The 25,674-nt window shown below is 71.4% G+C and carries 25 protein-coding genes and 3 pseudogenes; 11 read left to right on the top strand and 17 right to left on the bottom strand.

Annotated features, from left to right (window positions below; genetic code table 11):
• Positions 1-372: 372 nt before the first annotated feature.
• Positions 373-755, bottom strand: a pseudogene (locus AB0E07_RS19790) (DNA-3-methyladenine glycosylase); the annotation flags it as partial.
• Positions 756-919: 164 nt separating this feature from the next.
• Here AB0E07_RS19790 and AB0E07_RS19785 point away from each other — a divergent pair.
• Positions 920-1,276 carry a recombinase family protein gene (locus tag AB0E07_RS19785; protein ID WP_362253333.1) on the top strand — a complete coding sequence of 119 codons (357 nt, stop codon included), beginning with the start codon at positions 920-922 and terminating at the stop codon, positions 1,274-1,276.
• Positions 1,277-1,494: 218 nt separating this feature from the next.
• Here the strand turns inward: AB0E07_RS19785 and AB0E07_RS19780 are convergent, their stop codons facing one another.
• Both AB0E07_RS19780 and AB0E07_RS19775 read right to left on the bottom strand, forming a co-directional pair.
• Complete coding sequence (locus tag AB0E07_RS19780) at positions 1,495-2,106, bottom strand: DNA-3-methyladenine glycosylase (RefSeq protein ID WP_362253312.1); 612 nt, start codon at positions 2,104-2,106, stop codon at positions 1,495-1,497.
• A 14-nt stretch (positions 2,107-2,120) separates the two neighbouring features.
• Positions 2,121-2,298 (bottom strand): annotated as a pseudogene (locus AB0E07_RS19775) (3-methyladenine DNA glycosylase); the annotation flags it as partial.
• Between the two features lie 139 nt (positions 2,299-2,437).
• On the opposite strand from AB0E07_RS19775, the gene AB0E07_RS19770 reads away from it, so the two are divergent.
• From AB0E07_RS19770 to AB0E07_RS19760, 3 genes are all read left to right on the top strand, one after another.
• A complete protein-coding gene (locus AB0E07_RS19770; RefSeq protein WP_362253309.1) occupies positions 2,438-3,220 on the top strand; it encodes a sporulation protein in 783 nt (260 codons plus the stop codon).
• Between the two features lie 41 nt (positions 3,221-3,261).
• Positions 3,262-3,801 (top strand): YbhB/YbcL family Raf kinase inhibitor-like protein, encoded by a 540-nt coding sequence (locus AB0E07_RS19765; RefSeq protein ID WP_362253306.1) that lies wholly within the window; start codon positions 3,262-3,264, stop codon positions 3,799-3,801.
• Between the two features lie 146 nt (positions 3,802-3,947).
• Positions 3,948-4,454, top strand: coding sequence for an HNH endonuclease (locus AB0E07_RS19760; RefSeq protein ID WP_362253303.1), 507 nt, complete (start codon positions 3,948-3,950; stop codon positions 4,452-4,454).
• Positions 4,455-4,520: 66 nt separating this feature from the next.
• Here AB0E07_RS19760 and AB0E07_RS19755 read toward each other — a convergent pair whose 3' ends face one another.
• From AB0E07_RS19755 to AB0E07_RS19745, 3 genes are all read right to left on the bottom strand, one after another.
• On the bottom strand, positions 4,521-5,465 hold the full coding sequence (locus tag AB0E07_RS19755; RefSeq protein ID WP_362253300.1) for an SPFH domain-containing protein: 945 nt from the start codon (positions 5,463-5,465) through the stop codon (positions 4,521-4,523).
• Between the two features lie 155 nt (positions 5,466-5,620).
• Positions 5,621-6,052: an NfeD family protein gene (locus tag AB0E07_RS19750; protein WP_362253297.1), complete on the bottom strand. Its 432-nt coding sequence runs from the start codon at positions 6,050-6,052 to the stop codon at positions 5,621-5,623.
• A gap of 124 nt (positions 6,053-6,176) precedes the next feature.
• Positions 6,177-6,968, bottom strand: coding sequence for an ABC transporter ATP-binding protein (locus AB0E07_RS19745; protein WP_362253293.1), 792 nt, complete (start codon positions 6,966-6,968; stop codon positions 6,177-6,179).
• Positions 6,969-7,106: 138 nt separating this feature from the next.
• Between AB0E07_RS19745 and AB0E07_RS19740 the strand changes: the two genes are divergently transcribed.
• Positions 7,107-7,895, top strand: a complete 789-nt coding sequence (locus AB0E07_RS19740) for a hypothetical protein (protein ID WP_362253290.1) — start codon at positions 7,107-7,109, stop codon at positions 7,893-7,895.
• Between the two features lie 111 nt (positions 7,896-8,006).
• Here AB0E07_RS19740 and chpE read toward each other — a convergent pair whose 3' ends face one another.
• The 3 genes from chpE to AB0E07_RS19725 all read right to left on the bottom strand — a co-directional run bounded on the left by chpE (position 8,007) and on the right by AB0E07_RS19725 (position 10,209).
• On the bottom strand, positions 8,007-8,255 hold the full coding sequence (gene chpE, locus AB0E07_RS19735; protein WP_351929548.1) for a chaplin ChpE: 249 nt from the start codon (positions 8,253-8,255) through the stop codon (positions 8,007-8,009).
• A 156-nt stretch (positions 8,256-8,411) separates the two neighbouring features.
• Positions 8,412-9,053: a response regulator transcription factor gene (locus AB0E07_RS19730; protein ID WP_362253286.1), complete on the bottom strand. Its 642-nt coding sequence runs from the start codon at positions 9,051-9,053 to the stop codon at positions 8,412-8,414.
• A complete protein-coding gene (locus AB0E07_RS19725; RefSeq protein WP_362253284.1) occupies positions 9,046-10,209 on the bottom strand; it encodes a GAF domain-containing sensor histidine kinase in 1,164 nt (387 codons plus the stop codon). The genes AB0E07_RS19730 and AB0E07_RS19725 overlap by 8 nt, the downstream gene beginning before the upstream one ends.
• Before the next feature lie 219 nt (positions 10,210-10,428).
• On the opposite strand from AB0E07_RS19725, the gene AB0E07_RS19720 reads away from it, so the two are divergent.
• The 3 genes from AB0E07_RS19720 (at position 10,429) to AB0E07_RS19710 (ending at position 13,265) form a co-directional block, all read left to right on the top strand.
• Positions 10,429-11,127, top strand: a complete 699-nt coding sequence (locus AB0E07_RS19720; protein WP_362253281.1) for an SDR family oxidoreductase — start codon at positions 10,429-10,431, stop codon at positions 11,125-11,127.
• Positions 11,124-12,212 carry an S-adenosylmethionine:tRNA ribosyltransferase-isomerase gene (locus tag AB0E07_RS19715; protein ID WP_362253277.1) on the top strand — a complete coding sequence of 363 codons (1,089 nt, stop codon included), beginning with the start codon at positions 11,124-11,126 and terminating at the stop codon, positions 12,210-12,212. Before AB0E07_RS19720 ends, AB0E07_RS19715 begins: the two co-directional genes overlap by 4 nt.
• A 297-nt stretch (positions 12,213-12,509) precedes the next feature.
• Positions 12,510-13,265, top strand: a complete 756-nt coding sequence (locus AB0E07_RS19710; RefSeq protein ID WP_362253274.1) for a transglycosylase SLT domain-containing protein — start codon at positions 12,510-12,512, stop codon at positions 13,263-13,265.
• An 81-nt stretch (positions 13,266-13,346) separates the two neighbouring features.
• Here AB0E07_RS19710 and AB0E07_RS19705 read toward each other — a convergent pair whose 3' ends face one another.
• Positions 13,347-15,893, bottom strand: coding sequence for an FHA domain-containing protein (locus AB0E07_RS19705; RefSeq protein ID WP_362253271.1), 2,547 nt, complete (start codon positions 15,891-15,893; stop codon positions 13,347-13,349).
• Positions 15,894-16,132: 239 nt separating this feature from the next.
• On the opposite strand from AB0E07_RS19705, the pseudogene AB0E07_RS19700 reads away from it, so the two are divergent.
• Together AB0E07_RS19700 and serB are read left to right on the top strand one after the other, a co-directional pair.
• Positions 16,133-17,560: pseudogene (locus tag AB0E07_RS19700) on the top strand (streptophobe family protein); the annotation flags it as partial.
• 1,460 nt (positions 17,561-19,020) lie between these two features.
• Positions 19,021-20,229, top strand: coding sequence for a phosphoserine phosphatase SerB (serB, locus tag AB0E07_RS19695; protein ID WP_362253269.1), 1,209 nt, complete (start codon positions 19,021-19,023; stop codon positions 20,227-20,229).
• A 58-nt stretch (positions 20,230-20,287) separates the two neighbouring features.
• Here the strand turns inward: serB and AB0E07_RS19690 are convergent, their stop codons facing one another.
• From AB0E07_RS19690 to AB0E07_RS19675, 4 genes are all read right to left on the bottom strand, one after another.
• Positions 20,288-20,809 carry a histidine phosphatase family protein gene (locus AB0E07_RS19690; protein ID WP_362253266.1) on the bottom strand — a complete coding sequence of 174 codons (522 nt, stop codon included), beginning with the start codon at positions 20,807-20,809 and terminating at the stop codon, positions 20,288-20,290.
• 66 nt (positions 20,810-20,875) lie between these two features.
• Positions 20,876-21,082: a hypothetical protein gene (locus AB0E07_RS19685; RefSeq protein WP_362253263.1), complete on the bottom strand. Its 207-nt coding sequence runs from the start codon at positions 21,080-21,082 to the stop codon at positions 20,876-20,878.
• Between the two features lie 258 nt (positions 21,083-21,340).
• Complete coding sequence (locus AB0E07_RS19680; protein WP_362253260.1) at positions 21,341-21,460, bottom strand: SGM_5486 family transporter-associated protein; 120 nt, start codon at positions 21,458-21,460, stop codon at positions 21,341-21,343.
• 49 nt (positions 21,461-21,509) lie between these two features.
• Positions 21,510-22,841 carry an MFS transporter gene (locus tag AB0E07_RS19675; RefSeq protein ID WP_362253257.1) on the bottom strand — a complete coding sequence of 444 codons (1,332 nt, stop codon included), beginning with the start codon at positions 22,839-22,841 and terminating at the stop codon, positions 21,510-21,512.
• Positions 22,842-22,923: 82 nt separating this feature from the next.
• Here AB0E07_RS19675 and AB0E07_RS19670 point away from each other — a divergent pair, with 82 nt between their 5' ends.
• Positions 22,924-23,613 carry a FadR/GntR family transcriptional regulator gene (locus AB0E07_RS19670; RefSeq protein ID WP_362253255.1) on the top strand — a complete coding sequence of 230 codons (690 nt, stop codon included), beginning with the start codon at positions 22,924-22,926 and terminating at the stop codon, positions 23,611-23,613.
• Here AB0E07_RS19670 and AB0E07_RS19665 read toward each other — a convergent pair.
• The 3 genes from AB0E07_RS19665 to fabG all read right to left on the bottom strand — a co-directional run bounded on the left by AB0E07_RS19665 (position 23,594) and on the right by fabG (position 25,583).
• Positions 23,594-23,938: a hypothetical protein gene (locus AB0E07_RS19665; RefSeq protein WP_362253252.1), complete on the bottom strand. Its 345-nt coding sequence runs from the start codon at positions 23,936-23,938 to the stop codon at positions 23,594-23,596. The two genes, AB0E07_RS19670 and AB0E07_RS19665, sit on opposite strands and share 20 nt — an antisense overlap.
• 167 nt (positions 23,939-24,105) lie before the next feature.
• Positions 24,106-24,873 (bottom strand): enoyl-ACP reductase FabI, encoded by a 768-nt coding sequence (fabI, locus tag AB0E07_RS19660; protein ID WP_362253250.1) that lies wholly within the window; start codon positions 24,871-24,873, stop codon positions 24,106-24,108.
• Positions 24,874-24,878: 5 nt separating this feature from the next.
• Positions 24,879-25,583: a 3-oxoacyl-[acyl-carrier-protein] reductase gene (gene fabG / locus AB0E07_RS19655; protein WP_362253247.1), complete on the bottom strand. Its 705-nt coding sequence runs from the start codon at positions 25,581-25,583 to the stop codon at positions 24,879-24,881.
• Positions 25,584-25,674 lie beyond the last annotated feature (91 nt).

Below are 25,674 nucleotides of genomic sequence, written 5' to 3'. Positions count from 1 at the left end.
TGGCGTTGACTTTTGGCACGCTGTTGAGTTCTCAAGGAACGGTCGCTTCCTTTGTACTCACCCTCTCGGGCTTTCCTCCGGGCTGCTTCCCTTCGATCTTGCGTTTCCGACTCTATCAGATCCTTTCGGCTCCGATTCCCGGTCGGCGGGTTTTGCCTTTTGGCCTCGCGGCCTTTCGACATTCACTACGTTAGCCGATTCCCCGCGTAACTCATAATCGAGTCCTGCGGCTACCGAATTCAGGCATGCGGGCACGCCGAATTCGTCCCAGGTAAGGGATGACGTAGGTAGTGGGTTGGCCGCTCCGGCTGCTGGCGATTGCCGTACCCGGTTCAGCGGCTCGGGCTACGTTACGCGCCTGCCATGGGGGCGTCAACTTGAGTGACGTCTCGGCGTACGGGCTCTGTAGGGGCTCACCGTGGGGTCGTCAGAGATCCAGAAGCGCCAGGGGTGAAGTCTCCCTTGCCGCCCTCACCGGACACTCCGGTGCGCGGACCGTTCCGGACCTGGGCGGACGGCGAAGGGCTGCCGTTCAGGATCCGCAGCGGCGACCTCCCACCGGCGCAGGCGTCCATGCCGTCGAGGGCTCGGCCCACGCCGAGGGCGGTCGCCAGGCGGGCCGGCCCTTTGGCCAGTTCTTTGTCATCACGGGCCGAGATTCGACGTTTGCGGGCCAGCTCGGCGCCCTCGACGATCTCGCCGGCGCGCAAGAGGGCCCCGCTCGCCGTGCCCTCGGGTCCGCAGACCAGGTTCATGCGGCAGAGCGACGACAAGCTGGAGACAGGCAGTGCGAGCGATCATCTACGCCAGGCTCAGCCCCACCCCGAGGGGCGAGGAATCCAAGGGTGGGAACCTGACACAACAGGTCGAGCTGAGTCAGGCGCTGTGCGACCGGAAGGGCTGATCGGTCGTAGCCACGATCGTCGAGAAGGACACGTCGGCTTCGACGAAGCGGGGAACCAAGCGGAGCTCGGAGTGGGAGCGCGTCAAGGCTCTCGTGGAGGACGGCAAGGCGGACGCCATCGTGTCCCGCCACTACGACCGTATGTACCGCACCCCCTGGGATCTTGAAGATCTGGTGGACCTGGCCGAGGCGACCAGCGTCACGCTGGCCGCCGCACAAGCACAGGGAGTGCTCGACCTGTCCACCCCGTCCGGCCGTCTGAGTCCGGCGCCGAACTCGCCTCTCTGCTTCGGGACTTGCGCAGGCGAGCCGGCCTCTCAGGGGTCCGGCTCACGGCGCGCTGCGACATGTCCCATGTCCCTCCCCTCGTAGCGTGAAGACCGTGACTGCAGGGGAAGTTGGGAGTCATGGCGGACCCCGCTCCACTGCTGATCAACCATGCGCAGACCGTACGCGGAACCAGTGGCAACGAACCAGCCAGGGGTGCGCCACGCGCTGCGCTCGCGGACGGTCACGCATCGCCTGGCCCCCCACCGCGCCGAGGTGCCGGCGGGCCGTCAGCGAGGCGCACAAGCGAGGCGCACAGTGGCTCAGGCTCCGGTAGAAGGTTTGGCTCGCGGGCTCAGGCGGTACGCCGAGACCGTTGGATCACCGGCTACGTAGAACCGGTGTTGCCAGTCATGGGCCTTGCTCACGCCTACCCGGGGGCCGGCCTGGATGAGTGCGGCAGGTACCGGCTCGCCCTCGGACAGCACGACCGCGGTACCTGTCAGGAGGTCCGCGCCGCTATGTTCCGCCGTGATGCCGAGTGCCTGGCAGAAGTTTCCCGGGCCTCGAGCGAGCCGTGCGCTCTCGATCCTCTCCCCGCGCCGCTTGCGGGCGAGGCACTCCCCCTCGATGACCCTGCCTGCCCGGATGAGGACGGCCGAGGCGATGCCGTCCGTCCCGGTGACGACGTTGGCGCACCAGTGGAGGCCATGGGACCGGTAGACGTACAGGTGTCCCGCGGGTCCGAACATCACCGTGTTACGGGGTGTCCGGCCCCGGTAGGCGTGGGAGGCCGGGTCCGCCGCGCCGGAGTACGCCTCGGTCTCCGTGATGGCGATGCTCACGGATCCCTCCGGGGTCTTGCAGGTAAGTACACTCCCGAGCAGCTTCGGGGCGACTTCCTCGGCAGGGTGGGCGAGGAGATCGACGTTCATGCTGACTGCCTTGACATGCCGTAGGTGAAGTAGACGTACACGTGTCCGGGCGGACCGAACATCACTCCCGGTGATCGGGCCGTCCGGAGTGGAGCGCACCAGGAGGCGGCCGAGCAGGTCCGGGGCGACCTCCGGGACGGGCCGGTCGAAGGAACTCCTCGCGAGCGGCGTACGGTCGGGGGTCGCGATCATGCCGTCCGAGGGTAGTGGAGACGGGTGGCGGTCACGGGGGTGGTCAGCGGCCTCCCTCCTTGTCAGGGTGAGGACGCGGAACCGGCCACGGCCGGATCGCGTTTGTAGAGATCAGAGACGCAGTCGTAGAGGGAGAGTCATGGGGTTCAAGAAGCTGCTCGCGAGTCTGGGTGCCGGTGGCGCTTCCGTGGAGACCGTGCTGACCGAGGTCAACGTGGTTCCGGGTGGTGTCGTCCAGGGCGAGGTACGGATCCAGGGCGGTTCCGTCAACCAGCAGATCGAGGCGCTCTCGGTCGGGCTCCAGGCCAGGGTCGAGGTGGAGAGCGGCGAGGAGGAGTACAAGCAGGACATCGAGTTCACCAAGGTGCGGCTGGGCGGGGCCTTCGAGCTCCAGGCCAACGCCGTGCACGCGGTGCCGTTCGGGCTGGAGATCCCGTGGGAGACGCCGATCACCACGATCGACGGTCAGACCCTGCGGGGCATGCACATCGGTGTGACCACCGAGCTGGAGATCGCGCGTGCCGTGGACTCCGGCGACCTGGACCCGATCAACGTGCACCCGCTGCCCGCGCAGAAGGCGATCCTGGACGCGTTCATCCAGCTGGGCTTCCGCTTCAAGAACGCGGACATGGAGCGCGGCCACATCCGCGGTACGCGGCAGAAGCTGCCCTTCTACCAGGAGATCGAGTTCTTCCCGCCTCAGCAGTACCGCGGGATCAACCAGGTCGAGCTGAGCTTCGTCGCGGACCAGAACACGATGGACGTCGTGCTGGAGATGGACAAGAAGCCGGGTCTGTTCAGCGAGGGCAGTGACACCTTCCGCTCCTTCCAGGTGGGTCTGAACGACTTCCAGGGCACCGACTGGGCGGCGTACCTCAACCAGTGGCTGTCCGAGGTCGGCAGCAAGCGCAACTGGTTCTAGGCTCGGAAGCCACTGAACGATCCCGATCAGGAGGTACCGAGGTGACCGAGCTCAAGAGGCGGCCGCTCCCCCACGACTTCCATCCGCCCGTGCCGTCGTTCACGGTCACGAGTGAGGACGTCTCGGAGGGCGCGACCCTCAAGGACGCTCAGGTCCACGCGGCCGGCAACACCTCGCCGCAGCTGCGGTGGGAGGGCTTCCCGCCCGAGACCGAGAGTTTCGCCGTGACCTGCTACGACCCGGACGCCCCCACGGGCAGCGGGTTCTGGCACTGGGTCCTGTTCGACATTCCGGTCTCGGTGACGGAGCTGCCCGTGGGCGCGGGCAGCGGCGCCTTCGAGGGGCTGCCGGCCGGCGCGGTCCAGGCGCGCAACGACTACGGGTCGAAGGACTTCGGCGGTGCGGCGCCGCCGCCCGGTGACGGCCCGCACCGCTATGTGTTCACGGTGTACGCCGTGGATCAGGCGAAGCTCGGTCCGGACTCCGACGCGTCGCCCGCGGTCGTCGGTTTCAATCTGCGGTTCCACACGCTGGCGCGCGCCCAGCTCGTCGGTGAGTACGAAGTGCCCGCCGAAGACTGACGTTCATTGAACGTTTGCCCGCCTCTGGTCATGGAAGTGATCAGAGGCGGGCATTTTTTATTTCGTTGTCCATCTCGGCGTGCCCGGCCAGAGTTGATCCCAGCCCGCCACGGGGTGGGCCGCTGCACAGAGGAGGTGGGCTGGTCATGCGGGACACGCTGGTACTGAACGCGAGCTTCGAGCCGCTGTCGACGGTGACATTGAACCGAGCCGTCGTTCTGGTGCTCCAGGACAAGGCCGTCGTCGAGCAGTCCCACCCCGAACTGCGCATGCGCGGAGTCGCGGTCGACATACCGGCGCCCCGGGTGATCCGGTTGTGCAGGTACGTCCGGGTGCCGTTCCGAAGACGAGCGCCGTGGTCGAGGCGGGGTGTGCTGGTCAGGGACCGCCACCGGTGCGCGTACTGCGGGCGGCGGGCGACGACCGTGGACCATGTGCTGCCCCGTTCGCAGGGCGGGCAGGACACCTGGATGAACACGGTGGCCTCGTGCGCGGAGGACAATCACCGCAAGGCGAACCGGACTCCGGAGGAGGCGGGGATGCCGTTGCTGAAGGAGCCGTTCGAGCCCACGCCGGCCGACGCGATGCTGCTGTCCCTGGGGGCGGAGGACCTGTCGGCGCTGCCGGACTGGCTGGCGCGGGACGCGGCGTAGCGGGTACGACAACGGGGTCCGCCTTCCTGGAAGGCGGACCCCGTTGTCGTACCCGCCGCGCGCGGCTCAGTCTATGGAGGGCTTCTCGCGGCGTTCGGTGCCGTTGCCGCCGGAGTTGCCGCCCGAACCGCCGCCCAGGGGGCCGAAGTTGCCCATGGCGCCGGAGAGGCCCTTCAGGGCGTCGCCGATCTCGCTGGGGACGATCCAGAGCTTGTTCGCGTCGCCCTCGGCGATCTTCGGGAGCATCTGGAGGTACTGGTAGCTGAGGAGCTTCTGGTCGGGGTCGCCCGCGTGGATCGCCTCGAAGACCGTGCGGACGGCCTGGGCCTCGCCCTCGGCGCGCAGGGCCGCGGCCTTGGCCTCACCCTCGGCGCGCAGGATCTGGGACTGCTTCTCGCCCTCCGCGGTGAGGATGGCGGCCTGCCGGGTGCCCTCGGCGGTGAGGATCGCGGCGCGCTTGTCACGGTCGGCGCGCATCTGCTTCTCCATCGAGTCCTGGATGGAGGTGGGCGGTTCGATCGCCTTGAGTTCGACGCGGTTGACGCGGATGCCCCACTTGCCGGTGGCCTCGTCGAGGACGCCGCGCAGGGCCGCGTTGATCTCCTCGCGGGAGGTGAGGGTCCGCTCCAGGTCCATCCCACCGATGATGTTGCGCAGGGTGGTGACGGTGAGCTGCTCGATCGCCTGGATGTAGCTGGCGACCTCGTAGGTGGCGGCGCGGGCGTCGGTGACCTGGTAGTAGATGACGGTGTCGATGTTCACGACCAGGTTGTCCTGGGTGATCACCGGCTGCGGCGGGAAGGGCACGACCTGTTCGCGCAGGTCGATGCGGTTGCGGATGGTGTCGATGAACGGGACGACGATGTTGAGGCCCGCGTTGAGCGTCCGTGTGTACCGTCCGAAGCGCTCGACGATGGCGGCGCTCGCCTGTGGGATGACTTGGATCGTCTTGATCAGGGCGATGAAGACCAACACCACCAGAATGATCAAGACGATGATGACCGGTTCCATCCTCGGCTCCCCGTACCCTTCTCCGCTTCGGCACTGTCCTGGATCCTGCGGATCCTAACTGGTGCAGATCTTATGCTTGTTGAAGATCTTGCCGGTCGAGTCTGACAGACCGTCGTGTGCACCGTGGGGCGTTCCGGTAGTTACGTCGTGCGAGGTCACATGACGATCGCGGTGGCTCCCTCGATCTCCACGACGTCCACCTCCTGGCCGACTTCGTAGCTCTGGCCGCCGTCGAGCGCGCGGGCCGACCAGACTTCTCCGGCGAGCTTGATGCGGCCGCCCGAGCCGTCGACCCGTTCCAGTACGATCGCCTGCTTGCCCTTCAACGCCTCCACCCCGGTGACGAGTTGGGGGCGCTGGGAGCGGTGCCGGGCGGCGAGCGGCCGTACGGTCAGCGTCAGCGCGGCGGAGACGGCGGCGAACACGAGAACCTGGAGGACGATGCCGCCTCCGAGTCCGGCCACGCCGGCGGCCGTCAGGGCGCCGACGGCGAGCATGCCGAGTTCGGGCATCGCGGTCATGACGAGCGGGATTCCGAGCGCGGCCGCGCCGATGAGCCACCACACCCATGCGTCGATGTCGTTCACATGGTCATGGTAGGTCCGCGCAGGCTGCCGCGGACAGGGCGCAGATCGGTTCGCGTGACGTGATGGCCCGTGCCGGGGTGGGCAGTTGGTCCGGGGTAGGCAGTTGGTCCGGGGTGGGGGTGGTTCAGGAGAGCGGGAGGCCCTGGGCGGTCCAGCGGTCGCCGACCTGCTCGACGACGAGCGGGAGGCCGAAGCACATGGAGAGGTTGCGGGAGGTGAGTTCGAGCTCCAGCGGGCCGGCGGCGAGGACCTTGCCCTGGCGGATCATCAGGACGTGGGTGAAGCCGGGGGCGATCTCCTCGACATGGTGGGTGACCATGATCATGGAAGGGGCGATCGGGTCGCGGGCGAGGCGGCCGAGGCGGCGGACGAGGTCCTCGCGTCCTCCGAGGTCGAGGCCGGCGGCGGGCTCGTCGAGCAGGAGCAGTTCGGGGTCGGTCATCAGGGCGCGGGCGATGAGGGTGCGCTTGCGCTCGCCCTCGGAGAGGGTGCCGAACTTCCGCTCCAGGTAGTCGCTCATGCCGAGGCGGTCGAGGAAGGCGCGGGCGCGCTGCTCGTCGACCTCGTCGTAGTCCTCGTGCCAGGAGGCGGTCATGCCGTAGGCGGCGGTGAGGACGGTCTGGAGGACGGTCTGGCCCTTGGGGAGCTTGTCGGCCATGGCGATGCCGGCGACGCCGATGCGGGGGCGCAGGTCGAAGACGTCGACCTTGCCGAGGGTGTCGCCGAGGATGGTGGCGGTGCCCTTGCTGGGGAAGACGTAGCTGGAGGCGACGTTGAGCAGGGTGGTCTTGCCGGCGCCGTTGGGGCCGAGGATCACCCAGCGCTCCCCCTCCTTCACCGACCAGGAGACCTGGTCCACCAGAGCCCGGCCCTCACGGACCACGGATACGTCCTGAAGCTCCAGAACATCGCTCATGAGCGCGTTGTCTCCCCTTGCAGTGTGACCGGTCTCGGCGTCTCGGTGGTCGCGTGCGCCTGCGTGCGCAGCCCTCTAGGAAATCTACGCCACCGGTCGGCCGCTTCATTCCATCGGTCCGGTCCTTAGGGTGGAGGCATGCTTTCGGAACCGCGTTCAGGACGCCTTGCCGCTTGGGGAAATGCCCTGTTGGCCGGATTTGTCTCACCGGATGACAGTGCGCTCGCGATCGTCGGTGACGACGCGGTGCACCGGGTGGAAGGACTGCCGGGCGAGTCCGGGCCCGTCGGTCTGACGCTGGCCCTCGGGCGGCTGCGGGCGCTCGGGGTGGCCGGGCTGCGGGTCGCGCTGCCCGCGCCGGGGCATCCGCTGGGGCTGAGCGGACCGCCGGAGTTCAACGCGCGGGCCCTGGAGGCCGAGGAGGCAGTGATCTGTCACGGTGCCGCGTTCGGGCTGGTGCCCGAGATCCACTCGGCGGGGCCCGAAGGGGATCTGCATGTCGAGGTGGTCTGGCGGGTGCTGCCGGTGCGGGAGGCGCCGCCGGCCGATGTGCCCTCGCTGGGTGAGGCGGAGCGGGAGCTGGCCGAGGCGCTGCGGGAGGCGACCGAGGTGCTGTCCCGGCTGGACGTGGCCGGGTCGGGGCCGGTGGCGGAGGCGGCGATCGACGCGTACCGGGCGCGGGCCGAGCGGGGGCGTGAGGTGCTGGCGCCCGGCTATCCGCCTCGGGCGGTGCGGGTGCTGGAGCTGGCCCAGCGGGTGGGGACGCTGGTGTCGCTGGCCTCGGAGAACGGGCACGGGGCGGCGGTGACGTCCGGTGAGATGGCGGCCCGCGCGGCAGCGCTGCGGCCGGTGGAGCGGACGGCCAGGCGGGCGCAGGTGGCCGCGTACAACGCTTATGTGGAGGAGCGGGAGCGGGGCGTGCGGTAGCGGAGGAGGCGGTGCCCGCGCTGCGGGCACCGCCTGCGGACGCCTCGTCCGGAACTGCTCACCGGCCCCCCGGGGTGGGGGTGGGGGGGGCCGGCGGTCGGTGTGCCTGGGTCAGTGGTTGAGGCCCAGGTTGCCGAAGGCGGGGTTCAGGACGCCGATGACGTTCACGCTGTTGCCGACGGCGTTGACCGGGATGTGGATCGGGGCCTGGACGAGGTTGCCCGAGACGACGCCCGGGGAGCCCACCGCCTTTCCGTCGGCGTGCGAACCGCTCTCGGTGGCGGAGGCCATACCGGCCCCGGCGGCGATCAGGCCGCCCGCCACCATCGTCACGGCCGCTGCCTTCTTCAGGTTCTTCACTGCTGAGCCCTCCCTAGCGATCACCGCGGCAGTCGCCGCGGCACGCAAGGAGAACGGCGGGGATCCGGGAAGGATGCGCCGTACGGGGGACATTCCCACGACGGTATGAATCTCAGACCGGAGTGGAACCTTCCGCGCGGCGGTGCGGCCGGCGGCTCAGCCGGCGACTCCGTGGCGCACCGCCCACAGCGCCGCCTGGGTGCGGTCCGCCAGGTCGAGCTTCATCAGGATGTTCGAGACGTGGGTCTTCACGGTCTTCTCGGAGAGGACCAGCGCACGGGCGATCTCCCGGTTGGAACGTCCGTCCGCTATCAGGCCGAGCACCTCGCGCTCCCGTTCGGTCAGCGAGCCGGCCCTGCCCTGCCCGGGGCCGGTGTCCTCCTGGGAGAGGAGCGCGCCGGCCACCTCCGGCTGGAGCAGGACGTGCCCGGCGTGGACGGAGCGGATGGCGCCGGCCAGCGCGTCGGGGTCGATGTCCTTGTAGACGTAGCCCGCCGCGCCCGCGCGCAGGGCCGGGACCACCGTGCGCTGTTCGGTGAAGCTGGTGACGATCAGCACGCGCGCGGGGTTGTCCAGCTCGCGGAGTTTGCGCAGCGCCGCCACGCCGTCCATGCCCGGCATCTTGACGTCCATCAGGACGACGTCGGGGCGCAGTTCCTCCGCGCGGGCGACTCCCTCGGCGCCGTCCCCCGCCTCGCCCACCACCTCGATGTCGTCCTGCACTTCGAGGAAGGTGCGCAGGCCCCGGCGGACCACCTGATGGTCGTCGACGAGCAGCACCTTGATCGGTTCAGCCACCGGGGACCTCCATCTCGATCGTGGTGCCCTTGCCGGGCGCCGATTCCACGGTCAGTGTGCCGCCGGCCCCGCTCGCCCGGTCCCGCATGGAGACCAGGCCGAGATGGCGTCCGGCCCGGCGTACGGTCCTCGGGTCGAAGCCGGTGCCGTTGTCCGTGACCCGCAGCACGGCTCCGGGGCCGCGGCGGTGCAGGGACACCTCGACGGCCTCCGCGCCGGAGTGGCGCAGGGCGTTGTGCAGGGCCTCCTGGGCGACCCGCAGCAGGGCTTCCTCCTGGGCCGCGGGCAGGGCCCGCACGCCGCGGCCGTCGAAGCTCACGCGCGCGGTGTGGGCGCGGTCGAGGACCTGGACGTGGGTGCGCAGGGTGGCGACGAGGCCGTCCTCGTCGAGGGCCGCCGGGCGCAGTTCCACGACGGCGGCGCGCAGTTCGTCGGCGGCCTCCGCGGCGAGCGCGGCCACCTGCTGGAGTTCGCCCTTGGCGCGGGCGGGGTCCCGGTCGACGAGGGTGGCGGCGGCCTGCGCGGTCAGCCGCAGGGAGAACAGTTTCTGGCTGACCGCGTCGTGCAGTTCGTGCGCCAGGCGGGAGCGCTCCTCGGCGATGGTCAGTTCCCGGCTGCGTTCGTAGAGGCGGGCGTTGGTGAGGGCGATGGCCGCGTGCTGGGCGAGGATCCCGAGGAGGTCCTCGTCCTGCTGGGTGAAGCCGCAGCCGCCGGTCCCGGCGTCGCCGCCGTGTCCCTCCGGGCGCAGCTTGTTCGCCAGGAACAGCGCGCCGATGATCTCGTCGCCGTCCCGGATGGGCAGGCCCAGGAAGTCGGACATGTCCGGGTGGGCGGCGGGCCAGCCCTCGAAGCGGGGGTCCTCGCGGACGTCGGCGAGCCGCTCGGCCCTGGCCTGGTGCAGCATCGCGGCGAGGATGCCGTGCTGCCGCGGGAGGGGGCCGATGGCCTTCCACTGCTCGTCGCTGATCCCGTCGACCACGAACTGGGCGAAGCCGCCGTGGTCGTCCGGGACGCCGAGCGCGGCGTACTCGGCGTCGAGCAGTTCGCGGGCCGAGGCGACGATCGTCTTGAGGACGTCGCGCACCTCCAGATGCCTGCTCATGGCCAGCAGCGCGGAACTCACCGCGGCCAGGCCGGACCCCGGACCTTGATTCATGACCTCACCGTACCGGCGGGGTGGGACAGCGCGGATCGGCCCTGTGACCGCCCCGGTCCGGTCCCGTGGACCTAGGTCCGTGGTCCTCCGCCGCGGGCCCCCGGCCGAAGGGACCCGGTCCAAGGGACCCGGTGATCCGCGACCCGCGACGGAGGTGGTCCGGGGGCGCCGTTCCTAGCGTGAGGTCCCATCACACACGGGGAGCGAGGAGAAGCGATCATGCCGGTGGCGATCATCACGGGAGCTTCGAAGGGGCTGGGCCGGGCCCTGGCCGAGGCGCTGGCCGGGCGGGGCTGGGACCTGGTGCTGGACGCCAGGACGGAGGAGGCGCTGAGGACGGCCGCGGCGGCCGTCCTGGCGCACGGCACGCGCGTGGCGGCGCTGCCGGGCGATGTCACGGACGCCGGGCACCGGGCGGCGCTGGTGGCGGCGGCCTGGCGGCTGGGCGGCGTCGATCTGCTGGTGCACAACGCGAGCGCGCTGGGCGCCGAACCGCTCGTACCGCTGGAAAAGCTGCCCCTGGAGGGGCTGCGGCGTGCGCTGGAGGTGAACGCGGTGGCCGCGCTGGGCCTGGTGCAGGAGGCTCTGCCACTGCTGCGGGCGGCAGCGGCGGGCGCCGTGGTCACCGTCAGTTCGGACGCCGCTGCGGAGGCGTACGGGACCTGGGGCGGGTACGGGGCCTCGAAGGCGGCCCTGGACCAGTTGGCGGCGGTGCTGGCCGTGGAGGAACCCGGGCTGCGGGTGTGGGCGGTGGATCCCGGGGACATGGGCACCGACCTGTACGCGGCGGCGGTGCCCGGGGACCGCACGCCGCGCCCGGAGCCGGCGAGCGTGGTGCCGGCCTTCCTGCGGCTGCTGGACGAGCGGCCCGTGAGCGGGCGGTACGGGGCGCCCGCTCTGCTGGGGTCCGAGCGATGACGCTGACACCGGTGCGGGTGCCGGAGGAGCTGTCGGCCCGGGTGCCGGCGGAGCGGCGCGGGCCCGGTCGCGGCCGGGACTCCGTACGGCTGCTGGTGTCGCGGGGGACGCGGGTGACGCATCACGCGTTCCGGGAGCTGCCGGGGCTGCTGCGGGCCGGTGACCTGCTGGTGGTGAACACGTCGCCGACGCTGGCCGCCGCCGTGGACGGGGAGAGCGGGGACGCGCGCGTGGTGGTGCACTTCTCCACCCGCGGCGACGACGGGCGGTGGGCGGTCGAGCTGCGGGACCCGGACGGGCGGGGCACCACACGCGCGCGTGCGGGCGGGCCCGCGGGAACGGGGGTGAGGCTGCCCGGCGGGGTGCGGCTGGAGCTGGAGGAGCCGCTGGACGCGGGCGGGGCGCGGCTGTGGTGGGCGCGGGCGTCCGGTCCCGGGGTGCCGGGGATGCTGCGGAGGCACGGGCGGCCCATCCGTTACGCGTACACGGAGCGGGACCAGCCGCTGTCCGCGTACCAGACGGTGTTCGCGCTGCCCTCGGCCGACGGGTCGGGGAGCGCGGAGATGCCGAGTGCGGCGCGCCCCTTCACGGCGGCGACGGTGGCGGAGCTGGTGAGCCGGGGCGTGCAGTTCGCGCCGGTGCGGCTGGACACCGGGGTGGCGTCGGCCGAGGCGCACGAGCCGCCGTACCCGGAGCGGTTCTCGGTGCCGGCGGCCTCCGCGCGGCTGGTCAACGCGGCGCGGGCCGGTGGCGGGCGGGTGATCGCGGTGGGTACGACGGCCGTGCGGGCGGTGGAGTCGGCGGCCGGGGCGGACGGGGTCGTCCGCGCGCGTACGGGGTGGACGGACCTCGTGGTGACACCGGAGCGGGGGGTGCGGGTGGTGGAGGGGCTGCTGACCGGGTTGCACGAGCCCGCGGCCTCCCACCTGCTGATGCTGGAGGCGGTCGCGGGCGGGGCGGCGGTCGACCGTGGGTACGAGGCGGCGCTGCACGGGCGCTACCTGTGGCACGAGTTCGGGGACGTGCATCTCCTCCTCCCGGCGGAGACGCCTCACGGAGAGCATTGCTCCAGCAACTGCGAGTGAGTCGATGGCGGTGCCGATGTGAGGCCGCGCATAGGGCCCAGGTCACGTACGAGGGGGCATAGGAGATAAAGCCACCCCCGTGAACGGGAAAGACGTTCCACTCTGTCCCGATTTGCCCATCCCTGTTCCACTACCGGGGATCGTACGTCACACCTTTGCCTGGCAATTTTGCGGCCGCTAACAATGGCTGCCGTCGCTCAGCGCCGCGAGTTCCGCTCGCGGCGTTTGTGCCGGAAGCACCCGTGTCCTCAGCGGACAGCGAGCGACCTCCGCGCTATTCGAAGAGGTCCCACTGCCATGCCGAAGAACTTCCTCAGCCCTGGTCGTCGTCGCACCCTGACCAGGCAGCACAAGATCGCGGTCGCCGGCGTCGCCACGCTCGGCGCGGCCGCCCTCGCGTTCTCGGCGGTTCCGGGCAACGCGCAGTCGACCACCACTGCCGAGCCGGCCGCCGCCCCGGTGGCCTTCAAGTCCGAGAAGATCAAGGACGTGAAGGCCGGCGTCACCGACCAGCTCGCGAGCGCCAGCCTCAAGGCCGAGGCCATCGCCGCGAAGAAGAAGGCGGCCGCCGAGGCCGCGGCGAAGAAGAAGGCGGCCGAGCAGGCGGCCGCCAAGAAGAAGGCCGCGGCCGCCGCTGCCGCGAAGAAGAAGGCCGAGCAGGCACGCAAGGCCAAGGAGGCCGCGAGCCGGTCCGCCGCCCGCACCCAGGTCAAGCCGGTCACCAAGACCTACGCCAACAACCTGGACGGCTGGATCAAGAACGCCCTCGCCATCATGGACAAGCACAACATCCCGGGCACCTACCACGGGCTGTACAAGAACATCATGCGCGAGTCCTCGGGCAACCCGAACGCGATCAACAACTGGGACATCAACGCCCAGAACGGTGTGCCCTCGATCGGTCTGCTCCAGGTCATCAAGCCCACCTTCGACGCGTACCACGTGCCCGGCACCGCCCACAGCCAGTACGACCCGGTCGCCAACCTGACCGCCGCCGCCAACTACGCGGCCGACCGGTACGGCTCGATCGACAACGTCAACAGCGCGTACTGAGGTCGGCGCGGACCTCTGTACGGAACGCCGAAGGGCGGCACCTCCTGACGGGTGCCGCCCTTCGGGGTTGCCACGGAGCTGCTACTTGCGCATGACCTCGGGCTCGTGGCGGCGCAGGAAGCGCGCCACGAGGATGCCGCAGATCACGCCGAGCACGATCAGGGCGGCCATGTCCATGCCCCAGGCGCCGACCGTGTTCTCCCACAACGGGTCGTTGCTGTCGCCCTTGGCGGGCGGGCTGATGTTGTTGAAGTCGAGCGTGGCACCCGCGGCGGCGACCGCCCAGCGCGACGGCATCAGGTACGACAGCTCGTTGACGCCGACCGAGTTGGCCAGCGGGAACAGACAGCCGGTGAAGACCACCTGCACGATCGCGAACATGACCAGCAGGGGCATGGTCTTCTCGGCGGTCTTCACCAGAGCCGAGATGATCAGGCCGAACATCATGGCGGTGAAGCCCAGCGCCATGATCGGGATGCACAGTTCCAGCATGATCTGGCTGCCCAGGATCAGGCCCTCGTCCGGGATGGTCCGGCTGGAGAAGCCGATCACGCCGACCATCAGGCCCTGAAGCACCGTGATCAGACCGAGCACGAACACCTTGGACATCAGGTACGCGGAACGGGACAGGCCGGTCGCGCGCTCCCGCTCGTAGATCACCCGTTCCTTGATCAGCTCGCGGACCGAGTTGGCTGCGCCGGCGAAGCAGGCGCCCACCGCGAGGATCAGCAGGACCGTCAGGGCCGTGCCGTTGGCGACCGGCTTACCGGTGTTCGGGTTGATCTCCGTGTTGACCAGCAGGTCCTTGCCGGAGTCGATGAGCAGGCTCACCGAACCGAGGACCAGCGGCAGGATGATCGACAGGGCCAGGAAGCCCTTGTCCGAGCCGATGACCGAGATGTAGCGGCGCACCAGCGTGCCGAACTGGGACATCCAGCCCTGCGGCTTGGGCGGCCTCATCGCCTGCATCGGCGGCATCTGTACGGACTGCGGCGCGATGGCGTCGATGTCCGCGGCGTACATCTGGTAGTGCTGCGAGCCCTTCCAGCGGCCCGCCCAGTCGTAGTCGCGGTAGTTCTCGAAGGCGGAGAAGACGTCGGCCCAGGTGTCGTAGCCGAAGAAGTTCAGCGCCTCCTCGGGCGGACCGAAGTACGCCACGGCGCCGCCCGGCGCCATCACCAGGAGCTTGTCGCAGATCGCCAGCTCGGCCACCGAGTGGGTGACGACGAGGACCGTACGGCCGTCGTCGGCGAGACCGCGCAGCAACTGCATCACATCGCGGTCCATGCCCGGGTCGAGGCCCGAGGTGGGCTCGTCGAGGAAGATCAGCGAGGGCTTGGTCAGCAGCTCCAGGGCGACCGAGACCCGCTTGCGCTGGCCACCGGAGAGGGAGGTGACCTTCTTCTCCTTGTGGATGTCCAGCTTCAGCTCGCGCAGCACCTCGTCTATCCGGGCCTCGCGCTCCTGCGCCGTGGTGTCGGCGGGGAAGCGGAGCTTGGCCGCGTACTTGAGGGCCTTCTTGACGGTCAGCTCCTTGTGCAGGATGTCGTCCTGCGGGACCAGACCGATGCGCTGACGCAGCTCGGCGAACTGCTTGTAGAGGTTCCGGTTGTCGTAGAGGACATCGCCCTGGTTGGCGGGGCGGTAGCCGGTGAGCGCCTTGAGCAGCGTCGACTTGCCGGAACCGGACGGACCGATGACCGCGATCAACGACTTCTCGGGGACGCCGAAGGAGACGTCCTTGAGGATCTGCTTGCCGCCGTCGACGGTGACGGTCAGATGGCGGGCCGAGAAGGACACCTCACCGGTGTCGACGAACTCCTCCAGGCGGTCGCCGACGATCCGGAACGTGGAGTGACCCACGCCCACGATGTCGGTGGGGCCGAGGACCTGCGCGCCGCCCTTGGTGATCGGCTGACCGTTGACGTACGTGCCGTTGTGCGAGCCGAGGTCGCGGATCTCCATGCGGCCGTCGGGGGTGGCGTGGAACTCCGCGTGGTTGCGGGAGACCTGGAGGTCGGAGACGACCAGGTCGTTCTCCAGGGCACGTCCGATCCGCATGACACGGCCCAGCGAGAACTGGTGGAACGTGGTGGGGCTGCGGTCGCCGTAGACCGGCGGCGCCCCCGCGCCGACGCCGGGACCCTGCTGCTGGGGGATGTTCGGCGCGCCCTGGTGCGGCTGCTGCCAGCCGGCCTGCGGGGCCTGCGGAGCCTGCTGCTGCGGGGGCTGGGCCCAGCCCGGGTTGGCTCCCTGTGCTCCCTGCGCGGCGTGCGGCTGCTGCTGGGACTGGGCGACGGAGGCACCGGCTCCCGCTCCCGCTCCCGCTCCCGCTCCCGCTCCCGAGATGCTCAGGCGTGGTCCGTCCGTCGCGTTGCCCAGGTGGACCGCCGAGCCGGCGCCGAGCTCCAGGTGATGGATCCGGTGGCCCTGCACGAACGTGCCGTTGGTGGAGCCGTGGTCCTCGATGCCCCAACTCCGGCCGTTCCAGCTGATCGTGGCGTGCCGCCAGGAGACCCTGGCGTCGTCCAGCACGATGTCACCCTGCGGATCGCGGCCGAGGGTGTATGTCCTGGACGGATCGAGCGTCCAGGTTTGTCCGTTCAATTCCAGTACGAGTTCCGGCACTCCAGCCCCACTGAGTAGTCCCCCGAGTTACCCCCATCGCAGGGAGTCTAGGGATGTCGAACATCGTCGGGAACTATTTCAGGCTCGGCCCCCTGACCGAAAGTCGGGCCTTGTGAAATCCGTGCGCGGACGCATCGGCCGGTTCCGTTGACGGGGTTGAAACCGGCCCGGAGAGTGGTAATCCACGCGAGGGGGGACATGCGCGGCGAGTTCGCCGCCTGCGGATCGGGGGGTCTGCCATGAGCTTGGCCAGGAACGCCGGGAACGTCAGGGTGCCGTGGGTGGACGTCCTGCTGTCCGCGGTGGCCGCGGTGAGCTGGGCGTTGATCGGGATGGTGGGCACCGCCGCGCTGGGCCTGCACCTGCTGGAGGCGGACGCGGCGGGCTCCCTGGGGCCCATGACCGCGGCTGTCGTGGCGCTCGGGGCCGGTGGTTCCGTGACGCCTTCCGGTGATGTGTCCGCATTCGGTCTGACCGGCGCGGAGGCCACGACCGCCATCGACATCGCGCCACTGGGCGTGAGCCTGGTCGGCGCGCTGCTGCTGTGCTGGTTCTTCCTGCGGTCCCTGCGCACGGCGGGAGTTGTGATCGCCCCGGCCGAACTCCTGGCGCGCGCGGGCGCGGTGGTCGCGATGTTCGTCGCGATGCTGGGCGGTCTGGCGTGGGCGGGTCACGATGTCATCACCTTCGACGGCGGTGCCCTCGGACTCGACGACCTGCCCGGCGGGGGCGGGGCCGGCGGGATCGAACTCCCCGGGCTCGGGGACGTCGGGGACATCGGCGGGCTGCTGCCCGACCGGATCGGCGACCTCGTCGACGCCGAGGCGGCGGTGGGCTTCACCGTCGACACGGCGCCGACCCTGCTCGGCGGTGCCTGCTGGTGCGCGGGGATTCTGCTGATCGCGCTGCTGGCCTCCCGGCGCACTCCCCTGCCGGCCGGCTGGACGGCCCTGCACCGCGTGGTGCGGCCCGCCGTGTCCGCCCTGGTCTCGGTACTGCTGCTGGCGGTCCTCGCCGGGTTCGCGGCGGCGGCGTACGCGGCGATCGGCGACGACAACCCCGGGCGCATCGCGGGCGCCGCGCTGCTCGGCGCGCCGAACGGGGTGTGGCTGGGCCTCCCGATCGGCCTGTTCGTGCCCTGGGACGGTGAGGCGTCGGGCCCCCTCGCGCAGTTCCTGCCCCACCCGCTGGACGATCTGCTGGTCGACTCCGACCGGGCCGTGACGCTGGGACGCCTCGCCGAGCTGGACGGACGGGTCTGGCTGCTGGGCGTCGCGGCGGCGGTGGCGATGCTGCTGGCGGGGGTGCTGACCGCGGTGCGGACGCCGGTGGAGACCGGGACCGCCGGTTTCGCGGGCCGCTGCGCGCTGCGGCTCGGCATCGTCACCGGTCTGGGGCTGCCGCTGCTGGCGTGGCTGACGGAGGTGTCCGTGGACGCGTCCCTCGCGGTCCTCGGCGTGGACGCGTTCGACGCGGGTGTCGAACTGCGCGGCCGGCTGGGCCTCGCCCTGCTCCTCGGTGCCCTGTGGGGCGCGGCGGCGGGAGCCGCGGGCGCGCTGCTCGCCCGCACGACGGGCGCGGCCGGTCAGAGGGCGGCGCCCTTGGCACGGGGTGCCTTGGGTGACTTGGGCGCCTTGGGGGCGGGGGGTGCGGGGGTGTCCGCGGGTGCGGGGGGCTCCGCCGGCCCGGGGGGCGTGGGAGGTCGGGGTGGTGCGGGGGGCGCCGGGACCGTGGGGACGACGCAGGCCGCGGGGGGTTCGGGGGCTCCCTGGGGCGCTGGGACGGCGGAGGCCGCGGGCGGTACGGAGGCTCACCGGGGTGCTGGGACGGCGGGCGCCTCGGGAGGTATGAGGGGTGCGGGGGGCTCGGGTACGGCGGGGACCTCGGGCAGTTCAGAGGCGACATGGGGCTCCGGGACCGCAGGCGCCGCGGGCGGTACGGGGAGTGCGGGCGGCTCGGGTACGGGCCGGGCCACGGGCGGCACGGAGGCGACATGGGGCTCCGGGACCGCAGGCACCGCGGGCGGTGCCGGGGCTGTCGGCGCCCCGGGGGGTTCCGGGACGTCAGGGGGTGCCGGAGCGGTGGGGGCCTCGGGAGGTACGGGGGCCGCCGAGGGCGTGGCCGGAAGCGGGCCGTACACCCCGGGAGCGCCGTACCGGGCGCCGAACCCCGACACCAATCCGTATCTACGGCGGCCCGACGAGCTGTTGCCTCCGGAGGACCGGCGGCCGGCGGGGAGCGGGCAGGCTCGGCACGCTGAGGGCCCGTGGCCGGGCGCGGCCCCCGGGGAGCGGGCACGGGACCGGCGCGCACCAGGCGCGGGAAATCCGTCCGGCACGCCGCCCAGGGACGGGGAGCGCCCTGACGAGGGGCCGCAGGACGCGCGGCCGCCCTGGGCCGGGGGGCCGTCGGCAAGCGGAGCGCCGGGACCGGGGCAGCACCGCCCCGAGGCCCCCCGGCCGCGCGACCCCGGCACACCTGGGCCGCACACACCCGTGGGCCCTGGGCAGACGTACGGCCCCGTGGACGCCGGAAGCTCCGGACAACAGGACGCCTGGCCGCACGGCCCCGGGCAGCAGGAGTCCGGCCCGCAAGGCTCACAGGGCTCACAGGGCTCCCGAGCGCAGGGCGCCGGAAACCCCGGCCAACAGGCCACGTGGCCGCACCGCCCCGGGCCGCAGGAACCCCCGCCGCACCGCAGCGCACCCGAGGGCGCGGGGCCGGAAGGCGCCGACCCCCCGCACGGCCCAGCCGCGCCGTCCGATGACTCGGCCGGGGGCGGTGACGACCTGTACGGCGCGCCCACCGTGCTGCGCCCGATCGATCCGCCGCCCCGGCGCTCCCCCCGGGGCCGTGCCGACGGCGAGCCCCGGCAGGGGCCGGACGACGGGCCACCGCCGCCCCCGCCACCGCCGCCGCCCGCCCCGCCGAGGGGCCCCAAGGGACGTGGCTGACGGGCTCGGGGCGCCGCCGCGAGCCCGATGCCCGGGGCCCGCGTTCACAGGAAACGGGTGAGACGTGATCGTCATGTAAGGCGTGGGCCACCGGGCCGACACCCAGTGTTCCGTGTCCGTCAGGCGGACCACCGGGGCGGGAGGCACTGCGTGCCGGATACGGTGGAACCATCATGAGCGCTTCGCAGACCTCTGACGTCCCCACTCTTCTCGTCAAGATCTTCGGGAAGGACAGGCCGGGCATCACGGCCGGACTCTTCGACACCCTCGCCGCCTACTCCGTAGACGTGGTCGACATCGAGCAGGTCGTCACCCGTGGCCGGATCGTGCTGTGCGCCCTCGTGACCGAGCCGCCGCGCGGCATGGAGGGGGATCTGCGGGCCACCGTCCACAGCTGGGCGGAGTCCATGAAGATGCAAGCCGAGATCATCTCCGGGCTCGGCGACAACCGCCCGCGCGGACTCGGCCGTTCCCTGGTCACCGTGCTCGGGCATCCGCTCACCGCGGAGGCGACGTCGGCCATCGCCGCGAAGATCACGCACGCCGGCGGCAACATCGACCGTATCTTCCGGCTCGCCAAGTACCCGGTGACCGCCGTCGAGTTCGCGGTCTCCGGCGTGGAGACGGAACCGCTGCGCACCGCGCTGGTGACGGACGCCGCGAAGCTCGGCGTGGATGTCGCGGTGGTCGCGGCGGGACTGCACCGGCGGGCGCAGCGACTGGTCGTGATGGACGTGGACTCCACGCTGATCCAGGACGAGGTGATCGAGCTCTTCGCCGCGCACGCGGGCTGCGAGGACAAGGTCGCCGAGGTGACCGCGGCGGCGATGCGCGGCGAGCTGGACTTCGAGCAGTCGCTGCACGCGCGGGTGGAACTGCTGGCGGGCCTGGACGCCTCGGTCGTGGAGAAGGTGCGCAGCGAGGTGCGGCTGACGCCTGGAGCGCGCACCCTGATCCGGACGCTGAAGCGGCTCGGCTACCAAGTCGGCGTGGTCTCCGGCGGGTTCACCCAGGTCACGGACGATCTGAAGGAGCGGCTCGGGCTGGACTTCGCCCAGGCCAACACCTTGGAGATCGTGGACGGGAAGCTGACCGGCCGGGTCGCCGGTGAGATCGTGGACCGGGCGGGGAAGGCGCGGCTGCTGCGGCGCTTCGCCGCCGAGGCGGGCGTTCCGCTCGCGCAGACGGTGGCGATCGGCGACGGTGCCAACGATCTGGACATGCTGAACGCGGCGGGGCTCGGGGTGGCCTTCAACGCCAAGCCGGTGGTGCGGGAGGCCGCGCACACGGCGGTGAACGTGCCGTTCCTGGACACCGTGCTCTATCTGCTCGGGGTCACCCGCGAAGAGGTCGAGGCCGCCGACATGCACGACGAGGACTGAGTCCGCTTCACGGCGGAAGGGGCCCGGTGACGCACCGGGCCCCTTCGCACGGGTGGGGTCACTCCTCCGTCGGAGCCCAGTAGTCGAGCAGAGTGGCCACGCCGGGCTCCAGGCCCTTCCAGGACCCGGTGAAGGTCAGCACCGCGAAGGCGGCGGCCGGGAAGCCGTGGCGCTTCATCCGGGTACGGGCGTCCTGCTCGGCCGCGCCGGACAGGACGTCGGCGAGGCCCTGGACGCCGGGATTGTGGCCGATGAGGACGGCGCTGCGGACGTCGTCCGGGGTCTCGTTGAGCACGGTGATCAGTTCGCCCGGGGAGGCCTCGTAGATCCGCTCCTCGTAGACTGTTTTCGGCCGGTGCGAGAACTCGTGGACCGCCAGCTTCCAGGTCTCGCGGGTCCGGGTCGCGGTGGAGCACAGGGCCAGGTCGAAGTCCACGCCGGTGTCGGCGAGCCTGCGGCCGGCGACGGCGGCGTCCATGCGGCCCCGGTCGGCGAGCGGCCGCTCGTGGTCGGTCACCGGTGGCCAGTCGGCTTTCGCATGCCGGAAGACGACAATCCTGCGGGGTTCTGCGTCGCTCATGGGTCCCAGCTTCGCATGAAACAGGCCACGGGGCGCAGGTAGTTGACCGGTGGCCGGGACCCTGTCTCAGCGTGCCATCAGGTGCTGCGCGTGCTCCAGGAGCCGGGTGATCGTGGGGTCGGCGGTCGCCGCGTGCGCCTCGGCCGGGTCGAGTATCAGCACCAGCAGGGCGACGAAGGCGAGCACGGGCAGGGCGAGTGCCCACCACGGCAACCGGATGTCGGCGCCGCCCCGGTGTGCCGGGCGCGGCGAGGTGTGCACAGGGGCCGACATGGGTGCCTCCGCGGGTCTTCGAGTGGGCCGGGGTCCTGCCTCGTGGTCCGCGTCTCGCGGTCACAACTCGAAGGTACGGAACCTCGGGCCCTCAACCCATCCGGTGATCCACCCAGTTGACCCTGACACTCACCCCCTAGGGGATGGGGGTGCTAGCCCCACCACAGGCAGCCCCACCACGGGCAGCCGGACCACGGGCAGCCCCACCACAGGCAGCCGGACCACGCGCAGCGCCACCGCCGGCGGGCCCGCCGAGGCTCACGGCGAGGCGATCGTCGCGATGATGCCGATGATCACGAAGATGGCGAAGAACGAGCCGAAGACGAGGAGCATCTTCTTCTGGCCGTTCCGGGGGTTCGGGTCGAGCACTGGCGACATGCGGCCAGTGTCGCACCCGCGGCCCGCCCCCGTACCCCCGGGGTCAGGCTCAGCCGGTCCGGGGTCCGGGCACGCGCGGCGCCGCCTCGTCCTCGACGATCCGGTTGCGCCCGGCCAGGACGCCCACCGCCATCTGCGGGATCATCAGCGCGGCCATGAGCGCGATCGGCAGCCCCCAGCCGCCGCTGTGCTGGTAGAGCACGCCGACCAGCAGCGGGCCCGGGATCGAGATCAGGTACCCGGCGCTCTGCGCGAAGGCCGACAGCTGGGCCACGCCCGCGCCGGTCCTGGCACGCATCCCGACCATGGTCAGGGCCAGCGGGAACGCGCAGTTGGAGACGCCGAGCAGAACGGCCCAGAGCCAGGCGCCACCGGCCGGCGCGAAGTACAGACCGGCGTATCCGGCGAGGCCGCAGACGCCGAGCGCGAGGGCGATCGGGCCCTGGTGGGGCAGCCGGGAGGCGACCCGCGGGATGACGAAGGCGAGCGGCACGCCCATGACCATGGTGACGGCGAGCAGCAGTCCGGCCGTGCTCGCGGGCACCCCCGCGTCCCGGAAGATCTGCGCCATCCAGCCCATGGTGATGTAGGCGGCGGTGGCCTGGAGTCCGAAGAAGACGGCGAGCGCCCAGGCGGTACGGCTGCGGGTGATGCGCAGCGCGGGCGCCTCCTCGCGCGCGGGGCGGGACGCGCCGTCCCGTCCGGGATCGGCCTTCCGGCGGTCCCGGACGAGCGGGAGCCACGGCAGGACGGCCGCGGCCGCCAGGGCGGCCCAGACGGCGAGCCCGGACCGCCAGTCGCCGCCCAGGGCGTCGGTGAGCGGCACGGTGACCGCCGCGGCGGACGCGGTGCCGAGGGCGAGGGCCATCGAGTACAGGCCGGTCATGGTGCCGACGCGGTCGGGGAACCAGCGCTTGACGATGACGGGCATCAGTACGTTGCTGACCGCGATGCCCATCAGGGCGAGGGCGCTGGCGGCCAGGAACGCGGGTGTGCTGCCCGCGTAGGGCCGGATCAGCAGTCCCGCCGTGATCGCGGCCATGCCCGCGCAGACCACGGCGCCGGGGCCGAAGCGGCGGGCGAGCCGGGGCGCCGTGACGCCGAAGACGGCGAAGCAGAGCGGCGGTACGGAGGTGAGGAGCCCGGCGAGGCTGCCGCTCATGCCGAGGCCGTCCCGGACCTCCTCCAGGAGGGCGCCGAGGCTGGTGATGGCGGGCCGGAGGTTGAGCGCGGTCAGCACGATGCCGACGACGACCAGACGCGCAGTCCACGCGCGCGTGGAAGCGGCCTGGGACGGCCCGCCCGGCGTGGACGGCCCAGCCGTCGGGGCCGAACCGCGCACGGTCGTGGGACTCGTCGTCCGGGTTTCCTCGCTCACCATGTGGCCCATCATAGAATCATGGGATGAATGGTTGTCCATCCCCCGGCTGCGTTCCGTCGCCGGTTCCGTGCGAAGGTGTGCCATGCCCCTGAGCCAGCAACGCCGTTCGGCGCTGTCCGAGCAGGTCATCGCCGCGCTGCGGAACCAGATCACCTCGGGCGAGTGGCCGGTCGGCGCCCGGATCCCGACCGAGCCCGAACTGGTCGAGCAGCTCGGCGTGGCCCGCAACACGGTCCGTGAGGCCGTCCGCGCCCTCGCCCACAACGGTCTGCTGGACATCCGCCAGGGCTCGGGCACCTATGTGGTCGCCACCAGTGAGCTGGCCGGGGTGATGCACCGCCGCTTCACCGGGGCCGACCCCCGGCACATCGCCGAACTGCGTTCCACGCTGGAGTCGGGCGCGGCGAAGCTGGCCGCCGAACGGCGCACCGAGAAGGACGTCGGGCAGCTGGAGGCGCTGCTGGCGCGGCGCGAGGCGGCCTGGGCCTCGGGCGACCGGGAGGCGTTCGTGGCGGCCGACGCCACCTTCCACCTGGCGGTGGTGGCCGCGTCCCACAACGAGGCGATGACGGCGATGTACGCCGACCTCGGCGAGGTGCTGCGGGACTGGCTGCGCGAGGACGTCGGCGAGGAGCTGACCCCGGAGACGTACATGGACCACGCCCGGCTGGTCGAGGCGATCCGCGCGGGCGACGCGGCGACCGCCGCCTCGGAGGCGGCGGGCTATCCGTTCCAGTGCCGTCCGGGGAGGTTCACGGCCGCTGGTGGCTGACCCAGACCGAGCCGACCTCCTTCCAGCAGCGCCCGGTGAGCCGTACGGTCACCGCCGGGCCGATCTCCACCGGGGAGCTGTCGGTGTCGAGGTCCCACCACCGTCCGCACTCGATGTGCAGGCGTACCCGGTCCACGTCCGCGTAGGGGTTGTGGCAGTGGACGGTGACGTGGGAGCCGTCCAGGCGCGTGCGGCACTCGGAGCCGGAGAGGTCCGGCGCGGCGGCCCGCGCGGGCGCGTGGGACGTGGCCTCGTACGGCAGGCACATCACCAGGGCGACGGCTACGGCGACGGTCGCTGGGGCGAGGCTGCGGGACAGACGCACAAGGGGACCTCCTCGGCCGTGCTGGGGAGGGGACGGTGCGGTGAACACCTGTGTCCAGGGTGCGTGGTCGCCGGGCTCCCCCGCCCGGCCGGTTGGGCCGAACGGGCGACATGCCGAAGGGCCCGCGCCCTGCAGCGGACGCGGGCCCTTCCGAGCGGTGGCGGGGATCAGGCGCCGATGGCGTGCAGACCGCCGTCGACGTGCACGATCTCGCCCGTGGTCTTCGGGAACCAGTCGCTGAGCAGGGCGACGATGCCGCGGCCGGCCGGCTCCGGGTCCTTGAGGTCCCACTCCAGCGGGGAGCGGTCGTCCCACACGGAGGCCAGCTCGCCGAAGCCCGGGATGGACTTGGCGGCCATCGAACCGAGCGGACCGGCGGAGATCAGGTTGCAGCGGATGTTCTGCTTGCCCAGGTCGCGCGCGATGTAGCGGCTGGTGGCCTCCAGGGCGGCCTTGGCGGGGCCCATCCAGTCGTACTGCGGCCAGGCGTACTGCGCGTCGAAGGTGAGGCCGACGACCGAGCCGCCGTTCTGCATCAGGGGCAGGCAGGCCATGGTCAGCGACTTCAGGGAGTACGCCGAGACGTGCATGGCCGTGGCGACCGACTCGAACGGCGTGTTCAGGAAGTTGCCGCCGAGCGCGTCCTGCGGCGCGAAGCCGATGGAGTGCACGACGCCGTCCAGGCCGCCGAGCTCCTCGCCGACGACGTCCGCGAGACGGCCGAGGTGCTCGTCGTTGGTGACGTCCAGCTCGACGACCTTGGTGGGCTTCGGCAGCTTCTTGGCGATGCGCTCCGTCAGCGTGGGCCGGGGCCACGCGGTGAGGATGATCTCCGCGCCCTGCTCCTGGGCCAGCTTGGCGGCGTGGAAGGCGATGGAGGACTCCATCAGCACACCGCTGATCAGGACGCGCTTGCCCTCGAGAATTCCGCTCATGGTGATCAGTGACCCATTCCCAGTCCGCCGTCAACGGGGATGACGGCTCCAGTGATGTACGAGGCGTCGTCCGAGGCGAGGAACCGCACCGTCGCGGCGATCTCCTCCGGCTGCGCGTACCGGCCGAGCGGGACCTGCGACACGATGTTCGCGCGCTGCTCGTCGGTGAGCACCTTGGTCATGTCGGTGTCGACGAAGCCGGGCGCGACGACGTTGAAGGTGATGTTGCGCGATCCCAGCTCACGGGCGAGGGAGCGCGCGAAGCCGACGAGCGCGGCCTTGGAGGCGGCGTAGTTCGCCTGCCCCGCGGAGCCGAGCAGTCCGACCACGGACGAGATCAGGACGACACGGCCCTTCTTGGCCCGCAGCATGCCGCGGTTGGCGCGCTTGACGACGCGGAAGGTGCCGGTGAGGTTGGTGTCGACCACCGAGGCGAAGTCCTCCTCGGACATCCGCATCAGGAGCTGGTCCTTGGTGACACCGGCGTTGGCGACGAGGACCTCGACCGGGCCGTGCTCGGCCTCGATCTCCTTGTAGGCCTGCTCCACCTGCTCGGTGTCGGTGATGTCGCACTTGACGGCGAGGAAGCCCGCCGGAGGCTCACCCGAGCGGTAAGTGATCGCGACCTTGTCGCCGGCATCGGCGAACGCCTGGGCGATGGCGAGGCCGATGCCCCGGTTTCCTCCGGTGACGAGAACCGAGCGGCTCAACGGATCACCCTTTCGATAGCGGTCTGACATACCCGCCCGAACACCTGGATGACAGGCGGCTTCCCCGGAAATCTATCGGTCCCGGTCCCCG

The organism is Streptomyces sp. NPDC048002, assembly GCF_040653275.1.
Lineage (GTDB): Bacteria > Actinomycetota > Actinomycetes > Streptomycetales > Streptomycetaceae > Streptomyces.
Note: the sequence above shows the minus strand (reverse complement) of the source record. Positions and strands in the feature narration are given on the sequence as shown.